We start from the raw sequence: 13,984 nt of genomic DNA, 5'->3' as shown, positions 1-13,984 counted from the left end.
GGCCTCGATCCGTTGCGGGAGGGGCGGGCGGGCCTGCGCGGAGGCCCGCCCGCCCCGTGGTGCTGCCGCTGCTGCTACTTCTTGACTCCGCTGCCCGGGTGGATCACCTTGGGCGCGTCCCCGGAGGTGGCGGACCCGGCGGCGGGCTTGGCCGTGTCGGCCGACTTGCCCGCCTCGACCTTCGGGGTGCCGGCGGGCGTCGAGACGCCGGGCTTCGACGCGGCCTGCGGGGCCGTGTCGCCGGCCGTGGCGACCTTCGGCGTGGCGGGGCCGGAGTCGGCGACGGCCTGCGCGGCGAAGGCGCCGCCCAGCAGCAGCGTGATACCGGTGACGGCACCCAGGACCCGGGGGCGGGGGCGGTAGTTCCGCTTGGCGTGCACAGACATGGGACTCTCCCGAGGAAGTGATCGAAACACGGTCTGGAACAAGTGGTGAAGGGCGCCTTCAACACACCAGACGTGCGGCACCCCCTGAGGTTGCGACCACATCCGAGAAAATTTCACCACCGGAAAATGATCAATCCGCCGGAGAAGAGGGCCGCTCCCGTCGGGGCGGCTGACCTGGCGCACTTGGTCGCGACGGGGGCTGTCGGCAGGTCTTTCTCCGCTTCGCGCATCCTGCACCATGCGCCCTCGGTGGTGCCGTTCAGTATCCCGCCAGCGTCGGCGCCGGTGGGGTCCAGCGGCGGGTTCGGGGGAGTGTGGAGGAGATGTCGTACTCCTTCTTCAGGTGCTCGGGGATGGCGTAGTGCATGACGCGGCCGCGGGTCAGGGAGCTCAGTTCGAAGAGGGCAGGTGGCCCAGGCGGTCCAACGCCCAGGCGCCCAGAGGCGAGTTGTCCTCGATCGTCTCCAGGATGCCGAGGAGGGCGGGGGCCGCTTTGACGGTGGTGTCCCAGCGGGTGCGGGGGACTTGGAGCCAGTCGGCGCAGGTGCCGCCGATCAGGTAGCGGATGAGGGAGCTGACCAGGGGGTCGAAGAAGGTGCCCGGGACGACCTCCTCGAAGAGGTCGATGAGCCGGCGGGTCAGGTGGGCGCCCTCTTCGGACGGTCCCATGTGGCGGGTCATGTACAGGTCGGAGAGCTGGCGTGCCTGGTCGAGGTCCTGGGGCACGTGGGCCTGGTCGACGCCGAGCATCGCGCCTGTGCGTGCCGAGAAACATGTCACCCTATGCGACCTGCTTGTATTCGTGGATGAGGCCGTCGAGGCGATCGTGCCGGATGATGCGGGTCTGTTCGTCGGCGGCAGGTGGCTCGGGTCTGCTGAAACCGTCCGGGGACCGTTGCCCGAGGGATCGGTGCGGCCGGTGGGCGTTGTGGTGGTCGGCGTACTCGCCGACGATGAGGCGCAGGTGCCGTTCGCCGGTGATCAGGATGCGGTCGGTGGCCTCGCGCCGGCAGGATCCCACCCAACGTTCGCAGATCGCGTTCATCCGGGGAACGCCCGGCAGGATCGGCACCACGCGCGCACCGATCGACTCGAACACCGCGTCGAAGCCGTTGGTGAAGTAGCCGGCGTTGTCCCGGAGCAGGTACCGGACGCCGGCGGTGCGGGTGTCGTCCCAGCTCATCAGGAGGTTCCGGGCCTGCTGGACGACCCATGCGGCGGTGACATTGCGAGTGACGCCGGCGATGTGCACCCGCCGGGTGCCGTGCTCGACGAAGAACAGGACGACCAGGCGCCTCAGGATGACCGTGTCCACGTGGAAGACATCGACGGCGAGGATGCTCCCGGCCTGGGCCTTCAGGAACTTCGCCCAGGAGCGGTCGGCGCGCTGGGGCGCCGGATAGACCCCGGCACGCTGCAAGATCTCCCACACCGTGGAAGCGGCGACCTTCCAGCCCAAGTTGAGCAGTTCGCCCTGGATCCGGCGATATCCCCATCCGTCGTTTTCACGGGCCAGGCGCAGCACCAGAGCGCGCAGCGCCTCGGGCTTGGCCGGGCGGCCTGGACGGCGGTGCGGATGGGTCCACTTCTTCGCGACCAGCCGGGCGTGCCAGCGCAGCACGGTATGCGGGGACGCCAGCAGCTTCAGCGCCGAACGGTGACGCTTGTTCAGGAGCCGGAGCAGGGCGGCGAGCACCGCGCGGTCCCCGCCGGTGAAGACGGGCTTGGGACTGCTGCGCTGCAGGACGGCCAGCTGGTGCCGGAGCACCAATATCTCGACATCCTTGGCCGCGGAGGACCGGGCCAGCATGTGCAGCCAGCCGAGCAGGAGGCAGCCGAATCGGTAGACCAAACGGAACGTCACGCTTCCCAAGCGTGCGCCGGCGGGCTCACGAGCACCGTCGATGTGATCACTTCGTGACCCTCAAGCCGCAGCTCAGCGTAGGTGACAGGATTGTCGGCACCCACAGGGTCCGGCTCGCCGGTCCCGGCCGGCCAGGGGGGTGGCGCCGACGCGGCACCCAACGGAGTCGCCGTCGGTCATGGCGCACCGCCTGCCCCCGGCTCAGAAACCTTCCTTGCGGCGCCGCATTCCGCGGGCGATCGCTGCGGGGACGACGTAGATCAGGGCGAGCGAGCCAAGCGCGAGGGCCAACGAGAAGAGGCCGTTCAGGGAGTCGACCACGTTCTGATAGGCCGTCACTTTCCCCTTGGTCTCGATGGCGACCCCCATCGCGCTGTACGAGCTGATGCCCCACCAGCCCTGTACCTCGAAGAACGCCAGGACGAGCCAGAACGTCTGGTTCCATCCACACCACTTCCCGGCCGGCATCCGGTTGCGTACCGCCGTGAGCCAGACACACATCCCGAGCAGCGCGGGCACGGTCAGCACCCGGAGGCACCCCATGAAGGTGGGCTGCGCGAAGACCACGAGATACGAGCCGATCCCCAGCGGCAGCAGCCAGATCAGCCCGAGCAGCGGCCGCCCGAGAAGGCCTCCGTACACCCAGTCCCGGCTGCCCTGCCACTGACCGACACCGTTCGGCGCGCCGGGTCCGGTCGGCGGGTAACCGTAGGCCGGGACGGTGGGCTGCTGCGGGTAGCCGTAGCCGTAGTCGGCCCGGGGCGTGCTGTACGGCGTGCCGGGTGGCGGAGGCGGTGGGGGCGGGGGTGTCGACGGCGCGGTATGCGGCGGGGGCGGTCCGTGCGTGGTGGCACTGTGGAAACCGGCCCCCGGAGCTCGCGCGTCGTCCGTCACGGTGTCCGTCCGCGCCTGTGTGAGGTCGTCCAGCGCCTCCAGGTTGAGCAACTGCTCCGACGTACGGGCAATGGCCGACGCCACCTGCGCCGGGAGCCAGGTGTCCGTCGTCGTGTCGAACGCCCTTGCCTGGACGTGGAGTTCCGCCGCGGTCGGACGGCGTTCGGGCTCCGGGTCCAGACAGTGCAGGATCAGCAGGGCCAGCCTGTTGTCGACACCGGACAGCTCGGGGGCCTCGCTGCCGCGCCGCCGGGTGCGCCCGGTGGCCGCGAAGGCGAGTGTCAGACCGAAGCTGTAGATGTCGCTCGCGGTGGTGACGCGTTCGCCGTACGCCTGCTCCGGCGACATGTACACGGGCGTACCGATCCGGGCGCCCGACATGGTCAAGCCGGTGTCCAGGGCCGCGTGCACGATCCCGAAGTCGATGAGCTTCGGCCCCGAGGAGGACAGCAGCACATTGGACGGCTTCAGATCGCGGTGGACCAGACTCTTGCTGTGGACGTCCTCCAGGGTTTCCGCGAGGTCGGCGGCGAACCTCCACAGCGTCTCCTCGGGCAGCGGACCGAACTGGTCGACGGCCTCCTGCACGGAGGGCCCGGGTAGGTAGTCCGAGGCGTACCAGGGGTGTTGGTCGTCGGCCCCGGCGTCCACGACCGGCACGGTGCCGGTCCCGGCCACGCGCTGGACGACGTCCACCTCGCGCCGGAAGCGGTCGCGGAAGCCGGGAACGGCCGCCATGTCGGAGTGGATCAACTTGAGCGCAACCGAGCGTCCGCCGCGATTGCGGGCCAGGTACACCCGGCCCATACCGCCCTCCCCGAGCCGCCCCAGAATGCGGTACCCGCTCACGCCGCGCGGGTCTAGCGCGTCCAGCGCCTCCACCAACTACCCCCATTTACCTGCCTGATACGGCCGGTCGGCATTCTGGCATGCCAGTGACAGACACGCACCGGACCGGTGTGAGGGTTCCATGAGGTCAGCCGCCGGTGGATAACGTGAGGGCCGCGAGCCGGTCGCGTCTGCGAGCGGTGCAGCGGCCGACCCGGCAGAAGGTGCCGAGGCGAGCCTGGCGGATGGTGGGCCACGCCTCCGCTCCTTGCCGCCGTCTCACTTGGCCGGACGCGGCCCGTCCGCTCCGTACCGCAGGCCGTCGAGGAGCAGGTCGAGGAGGCGGCCGGCCCGTTCGCGTTGGTCGGGAGCGCTGGTGATCAGCGCGACGCCGGCCAGGCTGAAGCCCACGTCGAAGGGGTCGATGTCCGGGCGCAGGAGACCGGCGTCGGCACCGGCGCGCAGCAGGGTGGCGAGCGCGGTGCCGAGCTTGTCGAGGGTCTCGGCGAACGGGTCCGCACCGGATGCGACCGCGGCCCGCAGGGCGTCCGCCATGCCCTGCTTGGCAGCCAGGTAGTCGATGAAGTCGTCCATCCACAGGCGGATCGCCCGGTCGGGCGGGTTCTCGGCGAGCAGCTTCTCGACGCCGTCGCAGACGCGGGCCAGCTCGTTGCGGTAGGCCGCCTCGACCAGCGCCTCGCGCGTGGGGAAGTGGCGGTAGAGCGTGGCCGAGCCGACGCCCGCGGCTTTGGCGATCGTGTCGATCGCGACGTCCGGGCCCTTCTCGGAGAAGGCGCGCACGGCCGCTTCGAGGATGCGCTCCCGGTTGCGGCGGGCATCGGCACGCAACACGCTCGGCTTGCTGGTCAAGGCTGCTCCTTTCGTCGGGGGAACCAGTCTAGCTGGACAACCGGGGAGTTCCCCGCTTACGGTTGCAAATAACTGGGGAACTCCCCGGTTACGGGTGTCGGCCCGTTTGTGCTCCCCAGGCAAGGAAGACCCTCATGACTTCTCCGAAGACGGTTCTGATCACCGGTACGTCCTCCGGTATTGGGCTGGCCACCGCCATCGGCGCCGCCCAGGCGGGCTGGACGACCATCGCCACCATGCGCGACACCAGTAAGGCCGAGGCCCTGCTCAAGGCGGCCGCCGAGTCGGGTGTCGCGGACCGGATCCAGGTCAAGCGCCTGGATGTGACCGACTCCGCCGGCATCGCTGCCTGCCTGGACAAGGTCGTGGCCGAACACGGCCGTCTGGACGCGCTGGTCAACAACGCCGGCGCCGCCCAGGTCGGCACCATCGAGCAGGGCAGCGTCGACGACGTCCGCGCGGCCATGGAGGTCAACTTCTTCGGCGTGGTGGCGGTGACCCGGGCCGCCCTGCCGCACCTGCGGGCGTCGAAGGGCCGGGTGATCACCGTCACCAGCGTCGGCGGCGTCGTCGGCCAGCCCTTCAATGAGGCGTACTGCGCGGCAAAGTTCGCCGTCGAGGGCTTCATGCAGTCCCTCGCGCCGGTCGCCGCCACCGTCGGCGTCGACGTCACCGTGGTCGAGCCGGGCGCGGTAGCGAGCGAGTTCGTCGCCAATCTCGGCCTGGACGTCCCGACGCTGATCGCCGCCGCCGGGCCCTACGGCCCGGCGCTCGAGGCCTACATCACCCGCACACAGCAGTCGTTCGGCAGCGCCCAGACCCCGGCCGAGGCAGCCGCCCCGATTGTCGACGCCCTGACCGTCGCCCGCCCGCCCTTCCGCGTCCAGACCTCGCAGTGGGCCCGCGACTTCGTCGCCACCACCCTCGCCGACCTCGACGGCTCCGCCGTCCAGGCCCTCACCGGTGCCTGGGTGCGCTGACGCCCCCCGCATCCCGGCGAGTGCACTGCCGACGCCGGAAGTGGCAGCCGCCACAGCATTACCGCCCGTCGATGCCACACCACCGCCGCGCCCCCCGGGACCGGCATCCGGCCCAGACCGAGGGCCGCAGCGCACCGGACGCACAACCAACCAATCACCCACTGCGGGACGACCCGCAACTGCAAGGAAGATCACCATGGAACTCCGCACCCTCGGCAGCCAGGGCCTGACCGTCTCCGCCGAAGGACTCGGCTGCATGGGCATGAGCGCCTTCTATGGCAGCACCGACGAGGCCGAATCCCTCGCCACCATCGACCGCGCCCTGGAACTGGGCGTGACCCTGCTGGACACCGCCGAGAGCTATGGCCCGTTCATCAACGAGCAGCTCCTCGGCAAGGCCCTCGCCGGCCGCCGCGCGCAGGCCGTCGTCGCCACGAAGACCGGCATCGAGTTCACCGACGACGGCACACTCGTCGGCCACAACGGGCGCCCCGAGTACATCCGTCATTCCCTGGACCGCTCCCTGCGCCACCTGGACACCGACCACGTCGACCTCTACTACCTGCACCGGGTCGACCCGCAGGTGCCCATCGAGGAGACCGTCGGCGCCATGGGCGACATGGTGGCCGCGGGCAAGGTCCGCTACATCGGCCTGTCCGAAGTCGCCCCGCAGACCATCCGCCGCGCCCACGCCGTCCACCCGATCACGGCGGTCCAGACCGAGTACTCGCTCTTCGAGCGCGGCATCGAGGACGACGGGGTCGTGGCCACCCTGAACGAGCTCGGGATCGGCCTGGTCGCCTACTCGCCGCTCGGCCGCGGCTTCCTGTCCGGTGCGATCGCCGGCCCGGACGACTTCGCCGCCGACGACTTCCGCCGCACCGACCCCCGCTTCCAGGGTGAGAACTTCGCCCGCAACCTGGCTGTGGTGGACGAGGTCCGCCGCATCGCCGCCGCCAAGCAGGTCTCGCCGTCCCAGCTGGCTCTCGCCTGGGTGCTGCGCCAGGGCGCGGTCGCCATCCCCGGCACCAAGCGCCGCCGCTACCTGGAGGAGAACGTCGCCGCCACCACCGTGACGATCACCGATGAGGACTTGGCCGCGATCGAAGCCGTCGCCCCGCGCGGCGTCGTCTCCGGCGACCGCTATGCCCCCGAGCTGATGCAGAACCTCAACGGCTGACCCCCGGGGCGTGCCGGGAGGCAGCCCGGACGACCCCCAACCGCGCGACGTTCCGAGGGCTCGCTCCGCCGACGCCGCCGCATCACTCCACGCGCAAGGAATGGCGATCATGACAGCACAGCAGCCCCTCGGCTCCGGCTTCGGGGCGCACAGCACCGCGGGCGACGTCCTGACCGGCCTCGACCTCACCGGAAGGCTCGCCGTCGTGACCGGCGCCAGCTCCGGACTGGGGCTTGAGACCACACGCGCTCTGCGGGGAGCCGGCGCGACCGTCGTCGCCGCCGTCCGCCGACCGGAGGCGGCCGCGGAAGCCTTCGACGCACTGGACCGGGTCGAGGTGCGCCGCCTCGACCTGGGCGACCAGGCCAGCGTGCACACCTTCGCGGACGAGTTCCTGGCAAGCGACCGCGGCATCGACATCCTCATCAACAACGCCGGCGTGATGGCCCTGCCCGAGACCCGCCTGGGACCCGGCTGGGAGGCGCAGTTCGCCACCAACCACCTGGGCCACTACACGCTCACGAACCGGCTGTGGCCCGCACTCGCAGCCGACGGCGGCGCGCGCGTGGTCGCGCTCAGCTCCTCCGGACACCGCTACTCGCCGATCCGCTGGGACGACGTCATGTTCGAAAACGACTACGACAAGGCCGTCGCCTACGGACAGTCCAAGACCGCGAACGCGCTGTTCGCCATCCACCTCGACGCCCTCGCCCGCGAGCACCAGGTGCGGGCCTTCGCTGTCGCTCCTGGCGCCATCATGACTCCGCTCCAGCGGCACATGACCCGGGAGGAGATGGTCGCCTTCGGCTGGATCGACGGCCAGGGCAACACCGCCCCCGGCTTCAAGACCCCCGAACAGGGCGCCGCCACCCAGGTTTGGGCGGCCACATCCCCGCGGCTGGCTCACGAGGGCGGCGTCTACCTGAACGACTGCGACGTCGCCCCGCTCTCCCGGGACGACGCACCCGGGGTACGGCCCTACGCGGTCGACCCCGAACAAGCCGCACGCCTGTGGACCCTGTCCGCGCAGCTGACCGGCACCAACGCGTTCGCGAGCCGGTGACACGGCGGGGAGCCCCACTCCCTCAAGAAACCCACGTCTGAAATCCCTGCAAGAAAGGTTCACCAAAACATGACGCAGACCGATCTGGCCGCCGTCGCGAACGAGGCACATGCGTGGTTCGAGGGCTACGTCGAGACGTTCATCGAACTGGCGGCGAACGGGAGCACCGATCCCGCCCCGCTCCTCGACTACTTCTCCGTGCCGATCAGCATGACCACGGGAACGGCCCACACCGTCCTGGCCTCCGCCGAGGCGCTCACCCAGGGACTCGCACACGAACTGCGCGCACTGCGCGACGCCGACTACGGGGGAAGCACGGCCCTCGACCCGGTGGTGCGCGGGCTCAACGAGCGGGCCGCGGAGATCGAGGTGACCTGGGCACGCCAGGACCGCCAGGGGCGGGAGTTCCAGCGCGTACGCGTGCTCTACCTGACCGCCCGGACCGACGCGGGGTGGCGGACCGTCGCCTCTGTGATCCTGGCCGGCTGACGAAGCTGCTGGCATCATCGGCCAGGTGGCCCAAAGAGCGGACCATGGGCGTCGGGCCCACCACGGGCGGAAGCCGCCATCTCCGGCGTTGGAGTGCGAGCGACGGGACATGGCGAGCCTCGCCACCAGCTCGCCGAGCCGTCCGGGAACATGAGGTGGCTCGCGCCCCAGCAGCAGGCGAAGTCCAGCGGAGCGCGCGGCCAGACGGCTGCCACTGGAGCCCCGGCCCGGACCAGCCGCGTTATCCCGGCCTCCGTACGGAGAACTCGTTGCCGTCGGGGTCGAACATCAGCACCTGGCCGCCGTCGCCCTCGGCGGTGTCGGTGCGCGTCGCGCCGAGCGAGACCAGGCGGTCGACCTCCGCCTCCCAGTCATCGTCGGCGGGGAGCGACAGCTCGAAGTACAGCCTGTTCGTGCCCGCCTTCGGCGCCACCGGAGGACCACCCCACGTGATCTTCGGACCGCCGTTCGGCGATTGGATCGCGGTCTCCTGGTCCTGATCCCAGACCAGCGGCCACCGCAGCGCCTCGCTCCAGAAGTAACCGACCTCCTGCGTACCGTCGCAGGCCACCGCTCCGATGAAGCCGGTGTCGGCGAGGAACTTGTTGCCCGCCTCGATGACGCAGAACTCGTTGCCGTCTGGATCGGCGAGCACCACATGCCCGTCTTCCGGGAGTTGGCCCACGTCGATGTGCTTCCCGCCGAGTGCCAGCGCCCTGGCCACCGTCTGCTGCTGCCCCTCTGGGGAGGCGCTCGTCAGGTCGAAGTGCGCCCGGTTCTGACCGGCCTTCGGCTCCTGGCCCGGCAGGAAGAGGATGCGGATTCCGGCGGTGTCAGGGGGCAGGACCGCTACGTCGTCGTCCGGACCGTCGGCCAACTCCCAGCCCAGGAGCCCGGACCAGAACCGAGCCAGGTCCGACGGCCGGATCGCATTGAAGCAGATCGCGAACAGCTGACTGGACATATCCCGTGCATCTCCGATCCACTGACCGCCGATACGGAGCCTCGCCCGCCCGCGCAGCCTAGAGGTCGCCGTGCGACACCCGCATCCGACATTCCGACTTTCCGCAGCGGGGGAGCACGGCCAGGTGTGCGGGGCCTGTTCGCTGCTGAAGCTGAGCGGTTGAATCCGAACCTTGACCAACGCCGGTTGTGACAGCGACATTTGATCACCATTGGCCGGACGCGGGCGAACTGCGCGCGGCAGTAAGTGACCATCTCGATGGACGGGTGGTTCGTCGAGTGCCCTGCCGGTGGGGGCCGCAGGACGGGGGTGCGACGATGCGGGCATGCGTGAGTTGAGGCAGCTGATCGATGTCGAGGAGCCGGCTTGGCCGGAGCTCAGGGAGACCCTCGGTGCGGGGTCCGTGTCCGTCGAGGTGCTCCAGCCCGATGGCGCCGTGGGCGACGCGTCGCTCCTCCAGTTGCAGGTCACGGCCAGGTCGTACCTGGGCGCAGCGGTACTGCACTGTGGCGGTCTGCTGGTGGATGACGGGTGGCTGCGGATGTTCGGCAGTCCCGTGGACGGGGCGGCGCACGGGATGCCTAGTCTGGCCCGGGTCAATCGGTTTCCCGAATCCTGCGATTCCGCGTGGCGGCCGGATGCCGGCCTGGTGGTGGCCCATGACGTGCTGGGCGGCGTCTTTGCTCTCAACGGCGGATCGCCCGCAGACGCTGGTCGGCCCGGGGCGCCGGGAGAGGTCGCGTACTTCGGCCCGGATTCACTGCGGTGGGAGGCTCTGGGGATGGGTCACTCGGCGTGGCTGGCCTGGTTGGTGTCGGGGGCGCTTGATGAGTTCTATGAGGGCCTTCGCTGGCCCGGGTGGCGGGACGAGGCCCGGACGCTGAAGAACGATCAGGGCCTGTCGCTGTTTCCGCCGTTGTGGTCTGCCGAGGCGCGTCAGAACATCGCCGGGACCAGTCGCCGTGCTGTGCCCATGGCGGAGTTGCTCGGTGTCGCCAGGGACTCATGCCGACAGTTCGATGGAGTCGATCCGGGCTTCCTCGGTGCCGTCTGAACTGCTCGCCCGGTCCGGACGTCGGTAGCAGACCGGTGTGGCGGCGATCCCGGCGCGCACAGGACCAGTGCGCTCTGGCCCGGAGTGCCCGGCGGGTGGACGGTGCACGCAAGGCCGGGGGCCCGGCGATATGGCGGAGGTGAAGCGTCGGTGTCGGCCGACGCCGTCGGCTGCTCGTGGGTTGTGGCCCGGGGGTTTTCCGCACCCTGAAGCGGGGGGTTGGCCGGTTGGGCGGTCGGGAGTGTTCTCGACAGGCTTGAGAGGCCACATCAGGAGGCAGGGAAAGCAAGGGGAAGAGAGTGGACCGACCGATGGAGCAGGGACTCGCGCGTCGTGTGATGCTGGGTGGGGTGGTGGCGGCCGGGGCGGGGATCCTCTGCGGAGGGACGGCCTTTGCCGAGGGGAACGGGCGGCCGGTGACGCACAGCCCAGGGCACCCCGATATGGCCCGGCTGGAGCGCGAGTTGATCGCGCTGCGGCGGGACATCCACCGGCACCCCGAGGCGCCGGGGCAGGAGTTCCGCACCGCCGGACTGGTGGCCCGGCAGCTCCGGAACGCGGGGCTGAGCGTCACCACAGGAGTGGGCGGCAACGGCGTCGTCGGTATCCTGCGCGGCTCGCTGCCAGGCCGTACGGTCGCCTACCGGGCCGACATGGACGCGGTGCCGCCGCAGAGCATCATCGGTGGCGGGCCCGCGACCGCTCACGTCTGCGGGCATGACATCCACACCACGGTGGCCGTCGGCATCGCACGCGCCCTGGCCCAGATGCGTCAACGGCTGAGCGGCACCGTGGTGTTCCTCTTCCAGCCGGCCGAGGAGTCGCTGGCGGGAGCGCGTAGCGTGCTGGACTCGGGGGTCCTGGAGCGCACCGGAGTCCAGGAGATCCACGCGTTGCACTGCGGACCGTTCCCGGTGGGACAGTTCGCTGTGACCCCGGGCTACGGGCTGCCCGGACAGGACCACGCCGGGATAACCCTGTCGGGTCCGGACGCGCCCGCGGCCGCACAGCGGCTCGCCACCGAGATCGGCGCCCTTGCCACGGTGACGCCGCCCACGACCGAAGTCGGACTGGCACGGCTGGTGGCGGAACTGCAGACGCCGGGCGGCCCGCTGACCCGATTCGTGGCCACCCAGGCACGGGCAGAGGACTCCAAGGTGAGCGTGTCGAGTCGTTGCTGGCCACCGGACCGCTACCAGGAGGTGCGCGAGAACATCCGCCGACTGGCCGGGCGGTACGAGGGCGCTCAGGTCACCTTCCCCGCCGAGCCGTTCCCCGCCATGGTCTGCCCGGTGGACGATGCCCGTGCCGCCGAACGTCATCTGCGCCGCACGCTCGGCACGGACGCCGTGACCGCGATGCACGCGGCGATCCCGTTCAGCGGCGAGGACTTCGCCCTCTACCTGAACCGCATCCCGGGTACCTACACGTTCCTCGGGGTCCGTACCCCCGGGGCCGCCATCACGACCTCCTATCCACACTTCCCGGACTTCACCCCGGACGAGCGGGCCATCGGCCTGGGTGTCCGTGCCATGGCGGGCTGGCTCGCCGAACGGGCCCGCTGCGCCTAGCGGTGCTTTGTCGGCGGCGGAGCGTGGCGACAGGGGGCCTCGGGCCCCAACTGCCGCTTGGGGAGCCTGATATGACGAAGCGGCCGGCCGTGCCCGACCGCGCCGCGTCCGCTGAAAACGTACGTCGCCAGCTCCGACTGCCTGGGGGTGGTCCGGCCGCCGGAGCCCGTGTCGGCTCGCTTTCAGCGACTGGACCACTGTGCGTCAGGGCGTGGTGGGTCAGCTCTGGATGAAGTCGAGGAGATCCCGGTTGAACCGTTCCTTCTCGCCCGGAACGACGGCGATGCCGTGGGAGCCGCCCTCGTAGACCTTGAGGACAGCGCCCGGGACGATCTGCGCGACGGCCCGTCCACCGGGACGGTGGACGGGCCGCGAGGTCGTCTGTCGGGCAGGAGCAGATTGTTGTTGCCCCTACTTGATGCGGTCGAGGAAGCCGAGCACCCGATGGTTGACCTGCTGTGCGGTCTGTTCGTCGTAGGACGGCAGGCTGCTGTCGGTGAACAGGTGGCTGGCGCCCGGGTAGAGGAACAGCTCGGCATCCGTCGCCGTCTCGACGAGCGCGCGGGCGGCGTCCACATCGCCCTCCCCGGCGAAGAAGGGATCTGTGTCCATGCCGTGGATCTGGACCGGGACGTCCTGGGGCCAGGCGCCGCCGAACTCCGAGATCGGGACGCATGCCTCGAGCAGCAGTGCGCCTTTTGCGCCGGGGCGGGTCTGGGCCAGCTTCTGTGCTGGCAGGACACCGAGCGAGAAGCCAACATAGACGAGCTCCGGAGGCAGCCCCTCGGCGGCGGCGGTTCCGCGCGCGGTGATCGTGTCGAACCCGGCGTTCTCGGCGTAGCCGGCGCCCTCCTCGAGGCTGTCGAATACCTGCCCCTCGTATATGTCTGGGGCGTGGACGGTGTGTCCGGCCCGTCGCAACTGCTCGGCGAACTCGCGAACGCCGGCGGTCAGCCCGTGTCCATGGTGGAAGACCAGCACCTCAGCCATGTCGCTCCCCTCGTACCGCGGCGCCCGGACGGCGCAACGGCACGAGTATGGCCCGCAGCACTGACATCCACGGGCCTCGGCCGGACAGGATCAGGTTGCTGTTCCCGGGTCGGCTATGCGGGCCTCGAGATCGGCGACGCGGCGGTCCTGGAAGCGGAGGTTGGAGCGGGCGGCCTTGAGCCGTTCGTCGAGGGTGCGGTTGTCGGCGGTGAGCTGGCGGACACGCTGCTTGAGCGTGGTGTTCTCGGTGGTGATCCGCTGGATGGCGTCCTCGGTCCACTCGGCCTGCAAGTCCCGGATCTGGCCAAGGAGTTCGCCGATGCGGGTGCGTTGGGCAAGGACCTCGGCGTGGGCGGCCTTGAGGGCGCCCTCGGCGTTCAGCGCGGGTTCGCGCCAGGTCGCCTCGCGCTCGTCGTCCTGCTCGGCGAGCGTCCGGAACCGGCGTTCGCCGGCTTCGGCCATCGCAGCGGCGACTGCGGTCCTGGCCTCAGGGTTGTCGTAGAGGAAGGTGCGGGAGACGTCCGCGCGGCGGGCGACGGCGGCGACGCTCACCTGGGCCTTCTCGCGCCGGAGTCGGGCGATGGCCTGGTGGACCCGCTCCGGGGCGGTCTCGGTCTTGCGGTGGCGGGCGGCCAGGGCGGCGGCCGCGCGGGGTTCGGGAACGGTGGCGGTCTTCATGAGTCCAAGTCCTGTTCGGGGGTGCCGTCCTCGGGTGTGCACGTATCGCTGTACTCGTCCTGCTCGGTGGCGCCCGTATCCGCGAGATCGGCCGCGCGGAAGGCCGTTGACCACACGCGGTGGAAGTAGTCCTGGGGCTTGCGCAGGTCCAGAGCGAGAGCGTCGTCGAGGAG

The 13,984-nt window shown here is 70.4% G+C and carries 13 protein-coding genes and 2 pseudogenes; 6 read left to right on the top strand and 9 right to left on the bottom strand.

What is annotated here, in order from left to right:
* Positions 1–74: 74 nt before the first annotated feature.
* The 5 genes and pseudogenes from OG522_RS39685 to OG522_RS39665 form a co-directional block, all read right to left on the bottom strand.
* Positions 75–386, bottom strand: coding sequence for a hypothetical protein (locus OG522_RS39685; RefSeq protein WP_329468330.1), 312 nt, complete (start codon positions 384–386; stop codon positions 75–77).
* Between the two features lie 259 nt (positions 387–645).
* Positions 646–1,142, bottom strand: a pseudogene (locus tag OG522_RS39680) (oxygenase MpaB family protein); the annotation flags it as partial.
* A 25-nt stretch (positions 1,143–1,167) separates the two neighbouring features.
* Positions 1,168–2,250, bottom strand: coding sequence for an integrase core domain-containing protein (locus OG522_RS39675; RefSeq protein ID WP_329468328.1), 1,083 nt, complete (start codon positions 2,248–2,250; stop codon positions 1,168–1,170).
* A 201-nt stretch (positions 2,251–2,451) separates the two neighbouring features.
* Positions 2,452–3,993, bottom strand: a complete 1,542-nt coding sequence (locus OG522_RS39670; RefSeq protein WP_329468327.1) for a serine/threonine-protein kinase — start codon at positions 3,991–3,993, stop codon at positions 2,452–2,454.
* 258 nt (positions 3,994–4,251) lie between these two features.
* On the bottom strand, positions 4,252–4,842 hold the full coding sequence (locus OG522_RS39665) for a TetR/AcrR family transcriptional regulator (RefSeq protein WP_329468326.1): 591 nt from the start codon (positions 4,840–4,842) through the stop codon (positions 4,252–4,254).
* 134 nt (positions 4,843–4,976) lie between these two features.
* Between OG522_RS39665 and OG522_RS39660 the strand changes: the two genes are divergently transcribed.
* The 4 genes from OG522_RS39660 (at position 4,977) to OG522_RS39645 (ending at position 8,554) form a co-directional block, all read left to right on the top strand.
* Entirely contained in the window at positions 4,977–5,822 is an 846-nt protein-coding gene (locus OG522_RS39660; RefSeq protein WP_329468325.1) for an SDR family oxidoreductase, read from the top strand.
* A 196-nt stretch (positions 5,823–6,018) separates the two neighbouring features.
* Positions 6,019–7,002, top strand: a complete 984-nt coding sequence (locus OG522_RS39655; RefSeq protein ID WP_329468324.1) for an aldo/keto reductase — start codon at positions 6,019–6,021, stop codon at positions 7,000–7,002.
* A gap of 106 nt (positions 7,003–7,108) precedes the next feature.
* Positions 7,109–8,065 carry an SDR family NAD(P)-dependent oxidoreductase gene (locus tag OG522_RS39650; protein ID WP_329468640.1) on the top strand — a complete coding sequence of 319 codons (957 nt, stop codon included), beginning with the start codon at positions 7,109–7,111 and terminating at the stop codon, positions 8,063–8,065.
* A 69-nt stretch (positions 8,066–8,134) separates the two neighbouring features.
* Positions 8,135–8,554, top strand: coding sequence for a DUF6841 family protein (locus tag OG522_RS39645; RefSeq protein ID WP_329468323.1), 420 nt, complete (start codon positions 8,135–8,137; stop codon positions 8,552–8,554).
* Positions 8,555–8,795: 241 nt separating this feature from the next.
* Here OG522_RS39645 and OG522_RS39640 read toward each other — a convergent pair whose 3' ends face one another.
* Entirely contained in the window at positions 8,796–9,518 is a 723-nt protein-coding gene (locus tag OG522_RS39640) for a VOC family protein (RefSeq protein WP_329468322.1), read from the bottom strand.
* 325 nt (positions 9,519–9,843) lie between these two features.
* Between OG522_RS39640 and OG522_RS39635 the strand changes: the two genes are divergently transcribed.
* Positions 9,844–10,572, top strand: a complete 729-nt coding sequence (locus tag OG522_RS39635; RefSeq protein ID WP_329468321.1) for a DUF2625 domain-containing protein — start codon at positions 9,844–9,846, stop codon at positions 10,570–10,572.
* Positions 10,573–10,883: 311 nt separating this feature from the next.
* Entirely contained in the window at positions 10,884–12,143 is a 1,260-nt protein-coding gene (locus OG522_RS39630) for a M20 metallopeptidase family protein (RefSeq protein WP_329468638.1), read from the top strand.
* A gap of 219 nt (positions 12,144–12,362) precedes the next feature.
* Here OG522_RS39630 and OG522_RS39625 read toward each other — a convergent pair.
* The 3 genes and pseudogenes from OG522_RS39625 to OG522_RS39615 all read right to left on the bottom strand — a co-directional run.
* Positions 12,363–12,494 (bottom strand): annotated as a pseudogene (locus tag OG522_RS39625) (alpha/beta fold hydrolase); the annotation flags it as partial.
* A 60-nt stretch (positions 12,495–12,554) separates the two neighbouring features.
* Positions 12,555–13,133, bottom strand: a complete 579-nt coding sequence (locus tag OG522_RS39620) for a dienelactone hydrolase family protein (protein ID WP_329468319.1) — start codon at positions 13,131–13,133, stop codon at positions 12,555–12,557.
* A 90-nt stretch (positions 13,134–13,223) separates the two neighbouring features.
* Positions 13,224–13,811, bottom strand: coding sequence for a DUF6262 family protein (locus tag OG522_RS39615; RefSeq protein ID WP_329468317.1), 588 nt, complete (start codon positions 13,809–13,811; stop codon positions 13,224–13,226).
* Positions 13,812–13,984: the final 173 nt, after the last annotated feature.

This window comes from Streptomyces sp. NBC_01431 (assembly GCF_036231355.1).
GTDB lineage: Bacteria > Actinomycetota > Actinomycetes > Streptomycetales > Streptomycetaceae > Streptomyces.
This window is presented reverse-complemented; position numbering and strand designations above follow the sequence as displayed.